Origin of the sequence: Streptomyces sp. CC224B (assembly GCF_030010595.1) — a bacterium.
Taxonomy (GTDB): Bacteria; Actinomycetota; Actinomycetes; order Streptomycetales; family Streptomycetaceae; genus Streptomyces; species Streptomyces longispororuber.
In genome coordinates, this window is the sequence record NZ_JASCXL010000001.1 from 23,152 (window position 1) to 42,197 (window position 19,046).

The following is a 19,046-nucleotide window of genomic DNA, read 5'->3' on the forward strand; positions in this document are numbered from 1 at the left end:
GCTAGCGGTAGTTATAAGTATATAGCTATAATGAAGTCGTTTGCCCTTCGACGCAGCCTGGAGCGCCAGATGACCTCACCACCCACCAGCCCGGCGAAACCGGCCGTGCTGCTCACCGCGACACTGGCTCTACTGTCGTTCGTCATGCCGCTCGCCACGGACATGTACCTTCCGGCCTTTCCGAAGCTGGCCGACGAGTTCGGTACTGACGCGTCCGGCGTCCAGCTGACCTTGACCGCCTTCCTCTTGGGGCAGGCACTGGGGCAACTGGTGTTCGGCCCGTTCTCCGACCGCTACGGGCGCCGCAGGCCGATCCTTCTGGGAGCCGCGGTATGCACCGTGGCCACAGCGCTGTGCGCGATGGCGCCCAACCTAGGGGTCCTGATCGCACTGCGTTTCGTGACGGGTTTCAGCGGTGCGGCCGGTCTCGTGGTGGGCCGTGCCGTTGTTTCGGACGTCGCGACCGGTGCGGCCGCGGCTCGGCTGTTCGGGGTGCTGATGGCCCTTGGCGGCATTGCTCCGATCGTGGCTCCGTTGGCCGGCGGCGCCGTCGTGGGCCATCTCGGGGGCTGGCGGGGTGTGTTCTGGGTCCTGGCGGGGATCTCACTGCTGGTGTTCCTCGCCACGATGTGTGGTGTCCCCGAGACTCTTCCCAAGGAGCGGCGCCGGTCGGGCGGTGCTGCGGCCACCTTGCAGGACGCGCGGTCCGTGCTCAGTGATCGCGTCTACGTGGGCTACATGCTCGCCTTCGTGTTCGGCTTCGGCGCGCTGTTCTGCTACATCTCGGGATCCGCGTTCCTGCTCCAGAACGTTCTCGACTTCACCGTGGGGGAGGCGTCCGTCGCCTTCTCGGTAGGTGCCCTCACCGCCACCCTCTCCAGCACCGTCAACACCAGACTGGTCAGCCACTACCCTCCGAGGTTGCTGCTGCGGATCGGGCTGGCCGCCATGCTCGCCGCCACCACGGCGGCGCTTCTGGTGACCGTTGCCGGCCAGCTCAACCGCGTTCTCGCCCTCGGATTGATCGGTATCGCCTTCCTGGGCCTCGGCCAGGTCTTCGGCACCGCTACGGCGCTCGCCATCGAGCGGGTCCCGCACGCGGCCGGGACCGGCTCGGCCGTGCTCGGCGCCCTGCAGGGCGTCCTCGGCGCCGTGGCCTCACCCTTGATCGGCCTGGGCGGGGACGACACCGCCGTGCCGCTGTTCATCGGCATGGCGAGCTGTTCCCTGATCGCCGTGCTCTCCCTGCTGCTTACCCGGCGCGGCGCAGAGACAGCCCGACCGGCACCGCGTTCGAAAACCCCGGCCGATGGCACGCCGGACCCGGCGAACGCCGCGACCTGACACACTGCTGGCCACCTGACGAGGTCAGCCAACCCTCGTTGACGGGCCTGGACCCCCTGCGTGAAGCTCATGCACGTCCTGTCAAAGGGTTCGCGAGGAAAGGGGAGAAAACGCCGACATGTCATTGTCCAATTCCACAGCGAGCCGTCAGCGCCCGCTCTGCGGCTGGCACAGCCTCACTCGAGCGGAGTTGCGGGTGGCCCGACTGGTGGCTATCGGCCTGAGCAACCGCGCGGTGGCGGAGCGCCTCGTGGTTTCGCCCCACACCGTGGACACCCACCTGCGGCACGTCTACGCCAAACTCCATATCCGCAGCCGGGTGCAACTCGTCCGGCACGCCCTCCAGCACGACATATCGGACGACTGAGGAACCGAGCCGAAGGTACCGACGAAGGCCGTGCGCCCCGCGCGCGGGTTGCACGGCCTCGGTGTGCCCGCAATCCTGAGTCCGAAAGCTATTCGTGTGCCGCGCGCATCACGACGACGTCGCCGTGAACGCCGTAGCCCAGCACCGGATGTGCCGATCCCTCCTCGTACTCCCGCCCGTCGGAGGTCACCATCAGCCACCGCTTCCGCCCGTCGCGGTCGGTGAGTGGAAAGACCTCCGGGAACGGTGTGCCCAGTGGGTACGGGGCATCGAGTCTTCGGTGTGGACGCATGTCCATGTCGCGTACCACGTACTGCTTCGACTCCGGGTCACTGGTGAGGAGATACCACCGATCGCCGAACTGTTGCAGTCGGCACCCCTCGTTGTTGTTGCGCCGGTAGTCGTCCTCCTTACGGATTCGCACGCCGTCGTGGTAATCGCCTCCTGGTGCCGCGACAGCCAGCACTGGACGAAACCGCAGGGCTGGCTGGAAGTCGGTCACGTTGACGTACGCCCAGTGCCAGCGGCCCTCGATCAGTCGCAGCGCCGGGTCCCAGGCCGCCTTCTGGAACGGCAGGTCCACACGCGTACCGCGTATGAGGTGGACACCACTCAACAGCTCCGGCCCACCGCTGCCGTGGCGTATCGTCACCCCGGGCTTCGGCAGGTTGCCGCCGCAGGCCAGCGCGATGAACCGGCCGCGGTCGGCGTCCCGCACCAACTGCCCGCCGTGATTGCCCATCAGCAACCCCTCGTACGAGAAGAAGTGCGACCCGACCTGCTCCATCCGTGTCGGGTCGGCCGGGTCCATCCGCCACATACTGGTGTGCGCCTGGTGTGCGTAACCCACTCCGGACGAGGTCGCCGTGAAGTGCAGCGCCCCTTCGTCGTCGACGTACGGCGTACCGTCCGCATTCCGGACGAGCGACACGTCCCGTAGCCCGAACTGGCCGAAGGGCCCTGCCTGCACCCGGCCGAGTGCCGCTCCCTCGCCGCCGAACGCGTAGTGCAGCCGGTGCAACTGCGCGGGCCGGTTGAGGTCCATCATGTCGGCTACGCCACCGCGGTCCGTGAGCAACGGCTGCCAGGGGCGGTCGATGCCGGCGTCGTAGCCGCCGCCCGCGCTGAAGGCACCCACTGCGTTGGCCGTCACCACGAAGGCGAGTCTGAAGGGCGCCGTCAGCAGCACCTCGGTGGAGTTCATGACGTGCACGGCGCCCGAGCGCACGACCTCCACGGACACCCGGCTCGGTCCGGCGTCGTAGCGGACTCTCACCGCGTCGCCGTCGACGGCCTGGAGTCCCATCGTCACCGATCCGTCCGCGGTGAGCCGGCGCACGTCCAGGACGACGGACGCCCACGGCGCTACAGGTCGTTCGTCCGTGCGCACGTCATCGCCGGAGCGGACTCGTTCCAGGGCTGCGCGGCCACCGGGTCGCTCAGTGTCGTACTGCACCAGGCGCGGCGGTATCACGTGCACTGGACGGAACCGATGGGTGATCTCGAAGTGCAGGTTCGACGGTGCGAGCCGGGCGGTCACGGGCCGGCTCCGTGCCGCGGCGGTTGGCCCGGAGAGGGCTGACGCGGCCGCCGCGCCGACGACCAGGGATACCGCGCCGCGCCGACTCAGATGCTGCTCGTGTCTCATGCCGGAGTCCTCCAGTGCTGGGGAAGTCGCCTGTTCACCTTGGATGGGCTTCCACCGCACGGCATCACGTGACCTCGCGATATCCGCAGGAATCCCGTGAAGACGTGATGCGGGGTGTGCAACTGGACGGGCACGGTGTCCCGCGTACCGACATCCACGGAAAGGCAGCTATAGCCATGGATCCACTTCTCGCCGTGAGCGAAGAGGTGCGCACCGCTGTTGCCGAACGACGCCCGGTCGTAGCGCTGGAATCCTCGCTCATCGTCAATGGACCGGCCTATCCGGCCAACGCTGAACTCAGCCTCGACATCGAGAAGGCGGTTCGCGACCGCGGCGCGGTACCCGCAACCATCGGCATCGCCGACGGGGAGTTCGTCGTGGGCATGGACGCCGACCTGATCGACCGGTTCGCCTCCGCCAAGAGCATCCCGAAGGTCAGCGCACGCGACCTCGGCACCGTCCTGGCCGGCGGCGGCCTCGGCGCCACGACGGTCGCCGGCACCGTGGTGCCCGCGGTCCGCGCCGGCATCGCGGTCTTCTCCACCGCCGGAATCGGAGGCGTCCACCGGCGCGCTCAGGAGACCTTCGACGTTTCCGCCGACCTCCAGCAGTTCACCCGGAGCCGGATCACTGTGGTGTGCGCCGGCGCCAAGTCCATCCTCGACCTCCGCCTGACCGCCGAGTATCTGGAGACCGCGGGCGTGCCCGTGCTCGGGTACCGCACGGACACACTCCCGGCCTTCTACGTTCGTGAGTCCGAGGTGCCGGTGAGCCGCGTCGACAACCTGACTGTCGCCGCTCGGGCGACCCGGCTGCACTGGGAGGTGAACGGCGACCGTTCGGTCTTGCTCACGGCCCCCATAGACGAGCAGGACGCCCTGGACGGCGACGAGATCGAGCGAGCCATCCAGGCCGCTCTCGTCGAGGCCGACCGGGCAGGCGTGCGCGGAAACGCCATCAGCCCTTTCCTGATGCGTGCCCTCACAGAAGTGACCGCGGGCCGCAGTGCTGCGGCGACTCGCGCGGTACTGCTGTCGACCGCCCGTGTCGCCGGCGAGTTCGCCGTCGCCCTCGCGGCCACCCCCGGGGAGCGGTGAGATGGCGGATCCGCACACCATCCCGTACCGCGGAGTCGTCTTCGACTTGGACGGCACCCTCGCCGACACTCCCGGCGCCATCGTATCCATCACTCTCCAGGTCCTTCGCGGGCTGGGGCGGGAAGCGGACGATGCGGCGGTGCGCGCCACCGTCGGCAAGCCGCTGGACCGCAACTTCGCCCAGTTGCTCGACCTGCCCGCCGATCACTCGCAGGTGCTCGACGCCATGGCCGCTTACCGCAGCGGCTTCGGTGAGTACCTTGCGGAGCATCGTGAGCGCATGCTGTACCCCGGCGTGCCGGAGGGGCTGACCAAGCTGCGCGACCTCGGCCACACCCTGGCCGTCGCCACTTCCAAGACTTACGAGGCCGCGGTCAGGACGATGGACGCGACCGGCATCTTGGATCAGTTCACGGTCATTGCCGGACACGACTCGGTGAGCCGCGGAAAGCCCGCGCCCGACATGGCGCTGTACCTGGCGGAAGAGCTCGGGATTCCTGCCGAAGAATGTGTCGTCGTCGGTGACGCGACGGGTGACATCGAGATGGCTCGCGCTGCCGGCATGGCTTCTATCGGTGTCTCCTACGGTGTCGCTACCGCCCAAGACCTCATGGCTGCCGGTGCCTTGGCGATAGCTGATTCCTTCGACAGTGTCGTCTCGGCGGTTTCGCGAGGCGGAGGCGGATGACGGACGTCCTGACCACGTCGGCCGTGTGACGGGAGGTGATGACCACTCACGAGTGGCTGATGCTCGAGGCCGCCGCCTCCTCGCTGGAGGCGGCGGGCCGGCACCAGTGGGCCGCCGTTCCCTGGACCTCATCCTGGACGCGGATGCTGTGGCGGGCGTCGAGTGGCCCGCGGATGCGGTTCGAGGCCGGCCCGTCAACGGGCCTGGTGCAGCACGCACGTGGGGCAGGTGGCTGGCAAGGGAGTTGCGGGCGCTAGCCTCCTCGCATGTCTCTCACCGTTGACCAAGTGGCCGGATACGTGGAGCGCGACCTGGACGCCGACCTGGCGCGCTGGTTCCCCGGCGCGCCGCGGGCCGGGGCCCCGGCGTCGGTCCGGCCGGTCGAGCCGTTCCTCGCCAGGCTCCCGCGTGCCGCCGCGACCGCGTTGGCCGGCTTCGACCGGAGGGTCCGGGCGGGGGCCGTGCCGGAGGTGTTCGACGTCTGCGACTGGTCGTACGGGTTCGCGTTCGGCGCCAACGACTGCCGTGTCCTCGACTCCGACTACGAGACGGAGCTCTCCGACGACGACGTGTGGTCCGTCGGCGCGGACGGCGGCGGCAACTACCACGTCGTGCTCGCCTCCGGCCGCGTCGCGCTGTGGTTCCACGAGGAGGAGGTCATCGAGGCCGACACGCAGTACGACAGCCTCGACGTGTTCCTGTGGTCGATGGTCCGCTACCACGCCGTACGTGCGGGCGTCCTCGACCTGGCGGCGGTCGAGGCCGACTTCCGCTCCCTCGGGCAGCCCGGAGCGCTGGCGCCGGAGATCGGGCTCCTCGCCTCGCTGTCCTGACGCGGGCACCGCGGCGAGCCGGGGCCGGGGTACGGCACGTCAGCCGGCCGGGCCGTCCCGCGGTTGCAGCAAGACCTGTTTGAGCAGCCAGAACACGTGGTCGGTGACGCGGGCGGGCGGCTCCCCGGTGCGGTCGGCGACGAGGCCGGTGAGCGTGGCGAGGGGGAGGGGACCTTCTCGCGCGGCCACGGCCAGGGCCGTGCGGAGGAGACTGAGGCGGAGCACGCCGAGGGCGGTGACGTACGCGGGCAGGGGGGACTCGCCCGCCAGGGCCGCCGTACCGTACGGGGTCACCGCCACCGGCGCGGTGCCGTCCAGTGTCCGGCTCGGGTAGGAGGCGAACACGGCCTTGTGGTCGATCGCGGCGTGGTCGGCGCCGCGCCGCGGCATGGGGTCCGGGAGCCGGGTGGCGACGGCCGTCAGCTCGTCCCAGAGGCGTTCGTGCGCGGCGATCACGCGGGCCCAGGAGTAGCGGGCGAGAGCGCGGCGGCGTGAGGCGTCGGCCATCCGCGCCCGCAGGCCCTCGTCCCTGACCAGGGTGCGCAGCGCGGCGCGCAGTGCCTGGGGGTCGACCACGGTGGACTGCGCGAGGAGCAGGTGCTCGGGGAGGTCCCCGCGGTCGTAGAGGCCCTGCCGGGCGAAGGCCTCGCCGCCGGCCGGGCTCCAGTAGGTCGGTACGAGGAAGCCGGTGCGGCCGTGCGCCACGCTGTCGCGGTAGCCGTCCCAGTCCGACACGACCTGGGGGAGGCCGCACGCCATGGCCTCGATGACGGTGATGCCGAAGGTTTCCTGGACGTTGTCGACCGGGGACACGAAGAGGTCCGCGGCGGCGTAGAACGTGCCCCGGTCCGCCGGGTCCACGGGTTCGACGACCCGGACGCGGTCGGCCACGCCGAGCCGCGCGGCCCAGTCGCGCAGCGTCCTGCCCCACCGGGGCGGTCCGCCCCCGGCGAGGAGCAGCAGGAGGTCACGCCCCGGTTCGTCGGCGACGAGGTGCCGGAAGGCGGTGACGAGCGGCAGCAGGTCGGCCTTGTCGCCGAACGAGAACCGGCCGAGCCACAGCAGCACGCACGCGCCGGGCGGCACGCCCAATTCCCGTCGGGCCGCCTTCCGTCCGCCCGGGCGCAGGGCGTCGGTGTCCACGCCCAGCGGGATGACGTCGAGACGGCCACGGAAGCGCAGGTCGGCGCCGTGCCGGGCCCGCAGGTCCGCCGCCACGGCCTCCAGGAGACGGCGCGCGGCCCGTCGCGCGCTCTCGCTGGTGCAGATCAGCGCGTCGCACGGGGCGGTGTCGGCGAGCAGCAGCCGCAGCGCCCAGGTGTGCGCCAGCTCCGGGTAGCTCAGGACGTGCGGCGTGGCGGTGACCGGGTGGCGGCGTGGAGCGAACCGCCCGCGCAGCGTCACGGCGGTGGCCAGGTCGCCCTCGGAGTCGTGCCAGGCCCTGAACGGATGACCCGCGAAGTCCCGTACCAGCGCGGCGAAGTCGGCGACGGTCAGCTCGACCCCCGGCCCTGCGGGGACACCGCGCAGACGCGAGCGGGCGGCGGTGGTCCGGTCGTGGAAGACGTAGTAGCGGCCCGGCGCGCCGTGGCGGAGCAGGGCCGGCCAGAACGCGTCGACGGCGGCGCCCGCGCCGTAGACGGTCCGCCGGGGCGGGGCACCGGGTGCGGGGGCCGGGTCGTCGTACAGGTACGTGGCCAGGCGGGCGGGGGATGTCACGACGAGGGCCCTTCTCCGCCGGCCTCGACCGAGCGCAGGGTCAGCTCCAGCACCGCCGCGGAGTAGAACTCCATCTCGTCGCCCGGCCCGCCGTCGGCCCAGGCCAGGTAGCGGGAGAGGAGGGCGCCGGGGTCGACGAGGCGCGTGTCGGCGAGCAGGGGAGCGGTGAACAGGGAGGTCAGCAGGGGGCGGGAGGGGCCGCGCAGGGCGGCGACCATGGCCGGTGAGAAGTCGTCCGTCCCGGCGGGGCGGCCGACGGTCCGCAGGCCGAGCCGGGTGAGCAGGTCGCGCTGCACGGTGCGCCCGGACCGCCACCGGCCCGGCAGCCGCCGGCACAGCCGGGCGAGTTCCGGCGTGCACAGCGGATGGACCGGCCAGATGCCGTGGCGGAGGTACAGGGCCGAGCCGGAGGTCACCGCCTCCACGGCGGACTCCGCGACCTGCCCCCGCGGGGCCGGGTCGAAGGCTTCCGCCGGGTCGGCCCGCGCGTCGAGGAGCATCTCCCGCGCGGAGCCGGTGAGGTGCTCCGGAACGGGGTCCGGCCCCGCGGCCGTGCTCGTCGGCCCACGGTCCTCCCGGGTCGCGGGAGGACCGTCGTCAGGGTGCGCCCCGCACAGCTCGTCGCCGCCGAAGCCGGTGAACAGGCACCGCACGCCGTCGGCGGCGGCGGTGGCGAACAGGGCGCCGACCGCCTCGTGGTAGCACTCCTCCCAGGGGACCACTCCCCGCGCACGCGCCCGCGCGCCCCCTGGCGGCAGCAGTGGATGGGCCGCGAGGGCGCGGGTGGTGTCCACCGCGCCGAACCGGTCGATCACCTCCGCGCGCCGCACCCGCTGCCCGGCCTGCTGCGCCCCCGGCATGGTGAGCCCGTAGGTACGCGGCGGTCGGCCGGTCAGCGCCGCCGCGCACGCCGTGACCAGGGAGGAGTCCAGGCCGCCGCTCAGCTCGCAGGCCGCCGGGGCCGCGTCGGCGGCGCCACCGGGCCCGACCCAGCGCCGCATGGACGCCCCGAGCGTCTTCCAGAACGCGCCGGGGACGTCACCGCCCGGCACCACCCGGCCGACGGGGGGCAGGGGTGTCGGCGGCGGGTAGCTGACGCGCAGGAGCTGTGCGGGGGTGCCGTCCGCCGGCCAGGTGCTGTGGGAGCCCGCGCAGAGCAGCCACAGGTCGCGCAGGAGCGTGCGCCGCGCGTACGGGGCGTCGGACCAGGCGAGGAACGCCGCGGCGCGCAGGGGGTCCAGGCAGTCCCGGCCGAGCAGGTGGTAGAGGCGGCCCGGGTCCCAGTCGGCGTGCAGGTCCCGCCCCCGGGCGACGGCGTAGAGGGAGCCGGTGCCCCACGGTCCCGCGTGTACGGAGAGCGCGCCCGGTGGACCGCCGTCGCCTCCGGCCCGGATGACGACGGTCACCGACTGCAGCGGCCACGCCAGGGCCGCGGCCAGTGCCTCGTCCCACGCCGGTACGGACGTGTCGGCGCCACGGGACACGGCACCGGCGGTGTCCCCGGGGAAGGGCCGAGGCGGCGTACCGGCGCAGCGCTCCCGCACCGACAGGAAAAACCTGCCGTGCCCTGCGAACGCCACGTTCTCCAGGGCAGGATGGCGGAAAGGGACGATATGGCTGTGCCCGGCCGACCAGCCGTGAGAAGTCGGGTGCCAGACGCGCCCGAGGTCGTCACGGCGTACGCGAAAGCGGAGCATGAATCCGGGCTCAGCCCTTCTTTCTCCGCTGCCTGTCCCTGCTGCCCATGAGTTTGCCGAGCACCGGGCCGGCCGCGTCGTCGCCGGGACGTTCACCGGCCGAGGCGCCGGATTCCTCCGTGCCTTCCGGTGATTCCGGCTCGAACAGTTCCTCCGCGGTGGCGACCAGTTCGTCGGTGGGGTCCTTGGAGGTATCCGCCGGGGCGGTGGTTTCGCTCGCCGGGGTCGCGGATCGGTCGGCCGAAGTGGCGGAATCGTCCGCTGGGTTCGCCGATTCGTCCGCTGGGGTCGCCGATTCGTCCGGTGAGGTCGTGGATTCGGCCGGGGGGTTCGCTGCTTCTTCCTCGCCGCCCATGGTCCCTCTCTGACGGAGTGGTTGGCTTTCCCGAGAGTCTCCGACCCCGGGGCTGCCGTCCGACAGCGTCAAACCGGTCAATGCGTGAACCACTTCATCCGCTGCCCGGTGCGCGATTGGTGTGCTATGTCGACAATCCGCGGCAATGAAAGGCAATCGGTGCCTCTCCGCCGAGGCGGCGGATGCGCATGGTGCGGGCGGGCCGCGTCAGGCGGATGGTTTCACCGGATCCGCCGCAGCGCGCGTACGACCGAACCGGACGCGGTGGCGCGTCGGTCCGGCACGTGCGGGATCCCTTCCCGGCGTCGGCTCTCGACAATGGCCAGGACACGTATTGCGGCGATTCTCATTCCAGGCCGAGACTTCAGGTGCCGACGGGCGAGCCGTCCTGGCGCAGGCGCTCGGCGACGACGGATGAACGGCGCGGCGGAAAGCGATCCACCCTGCACGGAATGCCCTGCACGGAACACTCCGCACGGAACGCCCCGCACGGAACGCCCCGCACGGAATCCCGTACGGAATCCCGTACGGAAAATCTCGCACGGCCCGGAATCGTTTCCTCCCCCACCCTTCCCCCACGGACAAGGAAGAGGCATGGCCACTTTCGACGTGCAGATAACAGCCGGTCAAGCGCCGAGCAACTGCTGGATAACGGCCACCGGTCAGGAGATCCACACGATCACCGACACGGAGAGCAAGGCCTTCGGGTTCGACGACTACGACAGGATCAGGCGGGCCTGCGGGAGCATCATCGGGGAGTCGCCGGACGAGTGGTTCCTGCACAATCCGACCAAGCCCCACCCCAACAGCGGCGACCACCGGTACGACAACGCGTACGACGTGTTCGGATGGCAGCCCGTCACGGTGACGCTCCGCCCGATCAAGTCCGAATGGCTCGGGGTCGACACCAATCCCGTCATCGCGTACCACGTCGAGTGGGACAACGAACTGGATCACCCCGCCACGTATTCCGCGGACATGTCCGTCACGAAAACCGAAAGCGTCAGCCACACCATATCGTCGAACACGTCCATCGGCGTGGGCACCACGATCAGCTTCGGCATCGGCATCGAGGGCATCGGAGACGTCTCCCGGGAGGGGAGCTTCACCTTCACCAAGGAGTGGGGCGATTCGACGACGAACACCCAGGACATCATGGTGGGTGCCAGCGCGCAGGCGTACGACGACGTTCCCGCCTACTCGTCGGAGACCGCCTACCTCTGGTCGAACCTGGGCAGCGCGCGCTTCCGGGTCACCTATCAGGCGAGCCTCAGCGGCTGGCTGATGACCATCAACAACGACTGGTACGGCGGACACGGCTACCGGGGGCTGAACCCGGGCTCCGTCCTCGGCAAGGCGGGGCTCCCCGGCGCCGTCACCGTCCAGTACGACCACACCGTGGGCTTCTACTCCGGCGCCCGGATCGACCTCGCTCCCGGGCCCTACGACCCGAACCACACCCCGCCGTACGGATCCCTGGCCCACGCGATGGTCTTCGCCCCCAGGGACACGCCAAGGCCGGGCGAGGGTGCCGAGAACACCGGAGGCACCTCCGCGTAGCCGCACCGGAACACGGGCGGAGGGCGTGGCAGCGGGCTCCGCTCCGAGAGCGTTCCCGCCCGGCCCCGTCGCGGGCTCAGGAGCCGGTGGCCGTCGCCGTCTCCTCCGGGTCCGGCCGGTGCGGGGCCCGCGGGGTCCGGGGCTCGTCGGGGTCCGGGTGCTCGGCCGCGCGTGGTGACGGCACGGGCGGGGTGGCGGCGGAGCGGCCGGCGAGGCCGAGGCGGACGTACACCAGGTGGGCGATCTCGGCGAGGGTGCCGTTGGCGCTGCGGATGAGTTCCATGGGCGGGATCTCCACCTCGTAGCGGCTCTGGAGCGTGACCAGCAGTTCCGCGGCCATGAGGGAGTCCAGGCCGTAGGTGTCGACGCGCTGGTGCGGGTCGATCCGGCCGGGGTCCATGTGCATGACCTCGGCGAGCATGCCGACGATATGGTCGGTGAGGTGGGCCAGCCCGTCGTCGGGGGACATCTGGGCCAGCATGCGCAGCCGCTCCTCCTTGCCCATGTCGTCACCGCCGAGGGCCGGGACGAGACCCCGGAGCCTGGGTGTGTTGAACAGGACGAGCAGGCGGCTGAGCCGGGCCCAGTCGGCGCGTGCGACGACCGCTGTCTCGTCCCCGGAGTGGAGCAGGTGCCCGGCCCTGGCGAAGGCTTCGGACGGTTTCATCGTCAGGAGCCCGAGCGAGGCCAACGAGGCGTCGAGGCCGTTGCGGGCGACGTAGCCGTGGTCGCTGACGGCTCCCCACGCGACGGCGAGTCCGGGGCGACCCGCGCTGCGGCGGCCGCGGACGAGGCCTTCCAGATAGAGGTTCGCGGCGGCATAGGGCGCCTGGGTCACGTTGCCGATGGCGCCCGTGCCGGAGGAGTAGGCGAGGAAGAGGTCGCAGTCGCGCTCCCGGGTCACGGTGTCGAGGACCACGGCCCCGGCGATCTTCGGTGCCATGACCGCGGCCGTCCGTGCCGCGTCCAGCGCGACGAACTCCTCGTCGTCCAGGTGCATCGCCGCGTGCACGACCCCGCGCAGCGGGTGCCCGCCGGCCTCGGCGCGCGCCAGCACGGCCTCCACCGCGGCGAGGTCGGTGACGTCCGCCGCGTACGCCGTGGCGGTCACGCCCCGTGCGCGCAGGGCCGTGAGCACCGCCCCGGCTTCCGGCGCCCGCTCACCGCGGCGGCTGACGAGGGCGAGGTGCCGGGCGCCGAGGTCGGCGAGCCACCCGGCGGTCGCCGCGCCGAACCCGCTGGTCCCGCCCGTGATCAGGTACGTGCCGTGCGGGTCCAGGCGCGGCGCTTGCGGGCGGCGTACCACCCGCGGCGGTTCGTCCAAGGGGTCGAAGGCGACGACCACCTTGCCGATGTGGCGCGAGTGCTGGAGGTGGGCGAAGGCCTCGGCCACGCGGGCCGCGGGGAAGACGGTGTGCGGCAGCGCGCCCCGCAGGCCAGTCCGGAGGACCGCGGACACGTCCCGCAGCAGGGCGTCGGTCCGCGTGGGCTCGTTGAGCACCTTCGTCAGGTCGATCCCGAAGAAGGCGATGTTGTTCTTGAAGGGGTTGAGCAGCAGGGGCTTGTTCTCGTAGATGTCGCGCTTGCCGAGTTCCAGGAAGCGGCCGCCCGGGCGGAGGAGTTCGAGGCTGCGGGGGATGGCCTCACCGGCGAGGGAGTTGAGCACCACGTCGACCCCGCGGCCCTGGGTGATCTCCCGCACCTGGTCGGTGAAGTCCAGGGACCGGGAGTTCAGCGTGTGGTCCACCCCGAGGGACCGCAGGTAGTCCCGCTTCAGTTCGCTCCCGGCGGTGGCGATCACATGCGCGCCGCGTGCGGTGGCGTAGCGCACGGCGGCGAGCCCGACCCCGCCGGCCGCCCCGTGGACCAGGACCGTCTCCCCCGGCCGCAGCCGGGCCAGGGTGCCCAGGCTGTAGTGCACCGTGGCCCACGCGACCGGCAGGGTGGCCGCCTCCGTGAACGTCATGCCGTCGGGCAGCGGAATCAGACTGGTTTCGGGTGCCAGGCAGTGGGAGGCCAGTGAGGCGAAGGCCATCCCGACGACGGGGTCTCCCGGCTCGAACCGCGTGACACCCGGGCCGCAGGCCGCGACGACGCCCGCGCACTCCAGGCCGCAGCCGGACTCGGCGGGCGTCCCCTCGTCGGCCTCCACCGGGAGCAGGCCGACGCTCCGCATGATGTCGCGGTAGTTGAGGGCGGTGGCCCTCACCTCGATCAGGACCTCACCCGGTCCCGGGTCCGGGAAGGCGGTCTCCTGCCAGTCGAGCTCGTAGGACAGGCCCGGTCGGCGCACCTCCAGCTTGTACCGCGTGTCCTCGGCCGCGGGGACGCCCGGCGGGCGCGGCACCGCCCTGAGGACGAACCTGCCCCGCTCGGTGAGCACGACCTCGTCCTCATCCGTGGGGCAGGACAACTCGTGGGCCAGGCGCCGCGCGTCGTCCGCGGCGCCCTTGCGGTGGAGGGCGATACGCCGGCAGCGGAGCTCCGGCAGCTCGTTGACCAGGCACCGGCCGAGGCCCCAGACGACGGCGTCGGCGGGGTGGCTGCTCCCGGCTCCCTCCGCCACGCCGCAGGGGCGGGTCACCAGCCACAGCTCCGCGCGGACGCCGTCCGGCAGTTCACCGCAGGCGAGCGCGCAGGTGCGCAGCAGCTCGGCCCGGCGGGTAGCGCGGGCCAGGACGTCGGGGGCCGCCTCCTCGTCCGGCTCGCCGAGGAGCAGGACGACCGCCAGGGTTCCGCGGTGTTCCCCGCCGAGGGCCGTGTGGAGCAGGTGCCGCCAGTCCTCGGGTGTCGCGGGGGCCGTGTCCGCGGCCGTGGCCCGGCCGCCGCCCGCGGTGACGGCCTCGCTCAGCGCGAGGGACAGCGGCCGGGCGTCGGCGGTCTCGGCCACGGTCAGGACCGCGGCGTCCTCGCGCGCACGGGGAACCGCCGGGAACAGAGCGACCTGTTCGGGCGGCGCGGTGGCGGTGCGGGCCAGCAGGACGGAGTAGTGGTCCCGGGCGGGAGCCCGGTCGTCACCGCTCTGGACCACCTCCACGAAACCGCACGCGCGCAGCAGCCCGGGCCACTCGTCGCGGGCCAGGAGCAGCGAGTGCGGGCGCAGTCCGGTGTCGGTGTGCCCGTAGAAGCTGTCGAGTGTCCCGAAGACCGGGGCCAGGACCTCCGCGTCATGGGACTCCACGGCGAGCAGCGCGCCGCCGGGGGCGAGCAGGGAGGCCACGCCGCGCAGGGCCGTGCTCAGGTCCTCCGCCGTGTGCAGCGCGTTTCCCGCCACCACCAGGTCGAAGGAGTGGCGGGCGAAGCCCTGCTCGACCGGGTCCTGGTCGAGGTCGAACGTGCGGTAGTCGACGAAGTCGTGGTCCGCGAACCGCTTCTGCGCCCGGGCGAAGAAGAACGCCGAGGCGTCGGTGAAGCAGTACGAGGTGCGGTCCGCGGGCAGCACCGGCAGCAGGGCGGCCGTGGTGCCGCCGGTGCCCGCTCCGACCTCGAGGACCCGCAGCGGCCGGTCGGCGGGCCACGCGCGCACGATCTCCCGCAGCAGGTGCTGTGCGAGCCGGTGGTGGAACCGGCAGACGGGCGCGGTGTCGTAGAACTGCTCCAGTGTCCTGGCGGAGGCGTCGTCGGCCAGCAGCTCCACCGGGTCCCGGCGTCCGCGCAGGACGGCGTCGAGCTTGTCGGCCTGCTGGGCCAGCAGGGCCTGGCCGTGGACGAACGCCGACGCCTCGGCCGAGGCGGGCGCCATCACCGCGGGGAGCCTCAGCCCGGCGGGTCGGACGAGGAAGCGGCCGTCGGGCCGGGGGGTCAGGACGCCGCGTCGGCGCAGGGCGGGCGTCAGCAGTTCCACGAGCCTGACGTGCCGCTCCGCCAGGCCGCGCGCCACCAGGTCCGGCATGCTCAGCGGGGTGTCGGCCGCACCGGCCAGGTCGGCGAGCACATCGCCCAAGCGGTCGACGAAGGAGTCGGTGAAGAGCGGAACCGACTGCCCGTAGCGCAGCGCCCGCCAGTCCTCCCGCAGCCGCCCGATCTGCTCGGCGCAGCCCGCCACGACGCGCTCGGGGGACGGCAGCGGCGCCGGGGCGAGCGGTTCGCCGGGCCACGGCGCGGCGCGCAGCACCGTGTGGTGGACGCCCAGCGGGGGGCGTGAGGCCGCGGTGAAACGGCGCATGCGGCAGCCGTCGAGCTGGACGGTCACCGTGCCGTCGGGGTCGGTGACGGTGATGTCCCAGCACACCTCGTCCCGGGTGCGGGAGCGCTCGGTCAGCCGGACGGCGCCGGTCGGCGCGGGGGTGCCCCACACCCGGACGGCGCCGATGAGGGCGGGCAGATAGGCCTCGCCGTCGTCCAGACGGTCGGCGAGCAGCGGCACCCCGGCCTGCAGCGCGCCGTCGAGCAGCGCCGGGTGCACGGTGTACGGGCCGCCCGGCGGCTCGTACGCGTAGGCGGCGACGACCTCGCCCGCGCCCACGTGCAGCTCGGTCAGGACCTGAAAGGCGGGCCCGTACCCGAGGCCGGCGGCGGCGCAGCGGCCGTAGTGCTCCTCCGCGGTGACCTGCCGCCGCCCCGGTCCGGGCGGGGAGGCGTGGCCGGTGGCCGGGGCCGGGCGGGGGGTGACGAGGCGCCGCACGCGGGCACGGGCGTGGACGCGCGGCTCCCGGGTCTGCTCGTCGCTCGCGGCGATCAGCAGGACCCCGTCGTCCGGGTCGAGCGAGACGTGCAGCCGCACCTGGGAGGCAGTTGCCCAGGGGACGACCAGGGCGGTCGTGATCTCCAGGTGCTCCGTCTCGGCGGGTCCGTCGAAGACGTCACGCCCCGCGGCCAGGGCCGTCTCCACGTACCCGGTGGCGGGCATGACGACGGACCCGGCCACCCGGTGGTCGGTGAGCCACGGCACCAGGACGGGCTCCACGGCCCCCGACCACAATGGCGTGGGGGCGGCCACCCGGGCACCGAGCAGCGGGTGCCGGTACGGGCCGTCCGGCGTGAACCAGTCCCTGCCGCCGCCGAAGTGGCGCTCCCGCTGCCAGGGGTAGGCGGGCAGCCGCACCACCCGGCCGCGCGCGGGGAAGTACCGCTTCCAGTCCGTGACCGCCCCGGCGGCGAGCAGGCGGGCGTGGGCGCGGGCCAGGTCGCCCGGCCCGTCGGCGTCCCGGCGCAGGGTCGGCAGCACGGCCGTGGCGGTGTGCGGGCGGCTGCCGGTGACGCGCCGCAGGTAGCCGCGCAGCACGGGGTGGGGGCCGATCTCCAGGAAGACGTCGGCGCCGTCCTCCATGGCCTCTTCGACGGCGGCGGCGAAGGCGACGGGCTCGCGGACGTTGCGCCACCAGTAGTCCGCGTCCAGGTCCGCTCCGGCGGTGCGGGCGCCGGTGACGGTGGAGTAGAAGGGGACGGAGGCGGCGCCGGGCTCCAGGTGCTTGAGCGCCGCGACGAGCGGCGCGCGCTGCGCGTCCATGGCGCGGCTGTGGAAGGCGTAGTCCAGGCCCAGGTCGCGGAAGAACACGCCGCGCCCGGCCAGTTCGTCGCCGAGCGCCGCCAGGGCGGTCGCGTCCCCGGCGACGGTGACGTCCTTGTCGCTGTTCACCCCGGCGATCTCCAGGCGCCCCTCGTACGGCGCCAGCGCCTCGACGGCGTCCTCGCGGCCCAGGCCGACGGCCGCCATCCGGCCGCTGCCCGCGGTGAGCGCCTGCACCTGGCTGCGCTCGTGGACGACGTACGCCGCGTCGGCGAGCGTCAGCGCCCCGGCGGTGTGGGCGGCGGCGACCTCGCCGACACTGTGGCCGAGGACCATGGCCGGCTCGATGCCATGGGCTCTCAGCGCGGCGACGATGCCCACCTGCACGGCGAACAGCAGCGGTTGGGCGACCTCGGTCGCCTCCAGCCGCCACCGGTCCGCAGGCCGGGCGAGTTCCTCGGCCACCGACCAGCCCAGGCGCGGGGCGAGTTCGGCGTCCACGGCCGTGACCGCGGCGCGGAAGTCGTCGTCGCCCGCGAGGAGGTCGGCGCCCATGCCCGCCCACTGTGAGGCGTTTCCGGCGAACACGAACGCCACCCGCCCGTGCCGGACCGCCTTCACCCTCAGGTCGGCGAGGACGGCCGGGTCGTCGGCGACACGGGCCAGCCGCTCGGCGGCCTGTGCGGCATCGGCGGCGAGCACCGCGGTGCGGTGCTCGAGCTTGCCGCGGCGCAGGCAGGAGGTGTATGCGATGTCGTAGAAGTCGTCGGGGTCCGCCGCGGCCAGGTGGCCGGCCATGCGGGACGCCGCTTCGCGCAGCGCCCGCGGGGTGCGGGCCGTCACCACGACCGGCAGTGCGGACGGCGCGTCCGCGGGCGGGGCCTGCTCCGGCAGTGGTGGCGGGGCCGCGACGACGGCGTGGGCGTTGGCGCCGCCGAAGCCGAAGGAGTTGACCCCGGCGACCGCCCGTCCGGTCCCGGGGAGGGGCCGGTTCTCGGTGACGAGGTCCAGGCCGAGGCCGGTGAAGTCGATCGCGGGGCTCGGCGGGTCGGCGTGCAGCGAGGCGGGGATCGTGCCGTGGCGCAGGACGAGCAGCGCCTTGCACAGGCCGGCCATGCCCGAGGCCGGTTCCAGGTGGCCGAGGTTGGTCTTGACCGAGCCGAGCGGCAGGGGGCCGTTGACGCGGCGGATGCCGAGCGCCCGGCCGATGGCCTGCGCCTCGACGGGGTCGCCGACGGCCGTTCCGGTCCCGTGCCCCTCGAAGTAGACCAGGTCGTCGGGGTGGACGCCGAAGTCGGCGTACACCCGGCGCAACAGGCCCTCCTGCGTCTCCGCGCTGGGCAGGGCCAGGCCCATCGTCCGGCCGTCGCAGTTGCTCGCGGTGCCGAGGATCACGCCGTGCACGCGGTCACCGTCGGCAAGGGCGTCGCGCAGGGGCTTGAGCAGCACCACCCCGCCGCCCTCGGCACGGACGAAACCGTCGGCGTCGGCGGCGAACGACGCGCACCTGCCCCGGCGCGAGAGCATCGCGGCCTGCGAGAAGCCCACGTAGTGGTACGGGGTGAGGAGGACGTTGGCGCCGCCGCACAGCGCGACGCGGCTGGTGCCGTCCCACAGGGTGCGGCAGGCGCGGTCGAGGGCGACGAGCGAGGAGGAGCAGGCGGTGTCGACCGCCATGCTGGGCCCGCGCAGGTCGAAGGCGTGGGAGAGCCGGTTGGCGGCGATGGACGAGGCGGCGCCGGACATCGTGTAGGGGCCGATGTTGCTGGGCCGCAGCATCTGCAGGGCGCCGTAGGAGGCGTCGGAGATGCCGACGTAGACGGCCGTGTCCGACCCCGCGAGGAGTGCCGGGTCGACGCCGGCGTCGTCCAGCGCCTCGGCGGTCAGCTCCAGAAGCAGCCGGTGCTGGGGGTCCATGTGGGCCGCTTCCTTCGGGGAGATGCCGAAGTAGGCGGCGTCGAACCGCTCGATGTCGGTGAGGAAGCCGCCGGCGGCCGTGTAGCTCTTGCCCGCCCGGGGCATCGCGGTGTCCACGAAGCGGTCGGCGTCGAAGCGGTCGGCGGGCATCTCGGTCACGAGGTCACGCCCGTCCAGCAGGGCGTTCCACAGGCCGTCCATGTCGGTGATCCCGCCGGGCAGTCTGCAGGACACGCCGACGACGGCGACGGCTCGTTCGCCGTAAGGGCTCGGCTCCAGGTTCACGTGACGGACCTTCCTCGCACCAGGTTTCCCGCTCGGCTGACAGCGCGAGCGCCGCGATGGCATCGACGTGTCCTGAGACGGCAGGAC

General features: G+C 72.7%; 11 protein-coding genes. 6 read left to right on the plus strand and 5 right to left on the minus strand.

What is annotated here, in order from left to right:
- The first annotated feature begins 30 nt into the window (after positions 1-30).
- On the plus strand, positions 31-1,344 hold the full coding sequence (locus QK440_RS00100) for a multidrug effflux MFS transporter (RefSeq protein WP_282790807.1): 1,314 nt from the start codon (positions 31-33) through the stop codon (positions 1,342-1,344).
- Positions 1,345-1,462: 118 nt separating this feature from the next.
- Positions 1,463-1,711, plus strand: coding sequence for a helix-turn-helix transcriptional regulator (locus QK440_RS00105; RefSeq protein WP_268257276.1), 249 nt, complete (start codon positions 1,463-1,465; stop codon positions 1,709-1,711).
- An 88-nt stretch (positions 1,712-1,799) separates the two neighbouring features.
- On the opposite strand, the gene QK440_RS00110 is transcribed toward QK440_RS00105, so the two are convergent.
- A complete protein-coding gene (locus tag QK440_RS00110) occupies positions 1,800-3,359 on the minus strand; it encodes a hypothetical protein (protein ID WP_282790808.1) in 1,560 nt (519 codons plus the stop codon).
- A 176-nt stretch (positions 3,360-3,535) separates the two neighbouring features.
- On the opposite strand from QK440_RS00110, the gene QK440_RS00115 reads away from it, so the two are divergent.
- The 3 genes from QK440_RS00115 to QK440_RS00125 all read left to right on the plus strand — a co-directional run bounded on the left by QK440_RS00115 (position 3,536) and on the right by QK440_RS00125 (position 5,977).
- Positions 3,536-4,456 (plus strand): pseudouridine-5'-phosphate glycosidase, encoded by a 921-nt coding sequence (locus QK440_RS00115; protein ID WP_282790809.1) that lies wholly within the window; start codon positions 3,536-3,538, stop codon positions 4,454-4,456.
- A gap of 1 nt (position 4,457) precedes the next feature.
- Positions 4,458-5,144, plus strand: a complete 687-nt coding sequence (locus QK440_RS00120) for an HAD family hydrolase (RefSeq protein ID WP_282790810.1) — start codon at positions 4,458-4,460, stop codon at positions 5,142-5,144.
- A 266-nt stretch (positions 5,145-5,410) separates the two neighbouring features.
- Entirely contained in the window at positions 5,411-5,977 is a 567-nt protein-coding gene (locus QK440_RS00125; RefSeq protein WP_282790811.1) for a hypothetical protein, read from the plus strand.
- A 39-nt stretch (positions 5,978-6,016) separates the two neighbouring features.
- On the opposite strand, the gene QK440_RS00130 is transcribed toward QK440_RS00125, so the two are convergent.
- The 3 genes from QK440_RS00130 to QK440_RS00140 all read right to left on the minus strand — a co-directional run bounded on the left by QK440_RS00130 (position 6,017) and on the right by QK440_RS00140 (position 9,748).
- A complete protein-coding gene (locus QK440_RS00130; RefSeq protein ID WP_282790812.1) occupies positions 6,017-7,696 on the minus strand; it encodes a glycosyltransferase family 4 protein in 1,680 nt (559 codons plus the stop codon).
- A complete protein-coding gene (locus QK440_RS00135) occupies positions 7,693-9,276 on the minus strand; it encodes an asparagine synthase-related protein (RefSeq protein ID WP_282790813.1) in 1,584 nt (527 codons plus the stop codon). The genes QK440_RS00130 and QK440_RS00135 overlap by 4 nt, the downstream gene beginning before the upstream one ends.
- Before the next feature lie 127 nt (positions 9,277-9,403).
- Positions 9,404-9,748: a hypothetical protein gene (locus QK440_RS00140; RefSeq protein WP_282790814.1), complete on the minus strand. Its 345-nt coding sequence runs from the start codon at positions 9,746-9,748 to the stop codon at positions 9,404-9,406.
- A gap of 594 nt (positions 9,749-10,342) precedes the next feature.
- Here QK440_RS00140 and QK440_RS00145 point away from each other — a divergent pair.
- Entirely contained in the window at positions 10,343-11,308 is a 966-nt protein-coding gene (locus tag QK440_RS00145; RefSeq protein ID WP_282790815.1) for a hypothetical protein, read from the plus strand.
- 76 nt (positions 11,309-11,384) lie between these two features.
- On the opposite strand, the gene QK440_RS00150 is transcribed toward QK440_RS00145, so the two are convergent.
- Entirely contained in the window at positions 11,385-18,959 is a 7,575-nt protein-coding gene (locus tag QK440_RS00150) for a type I polyketide synthase (RefSeq protein WP_282790816.1), read from the minus strand.
- Between the last annotated feature and the right edge of the window lie 87 nt (positions 18,960-19,046).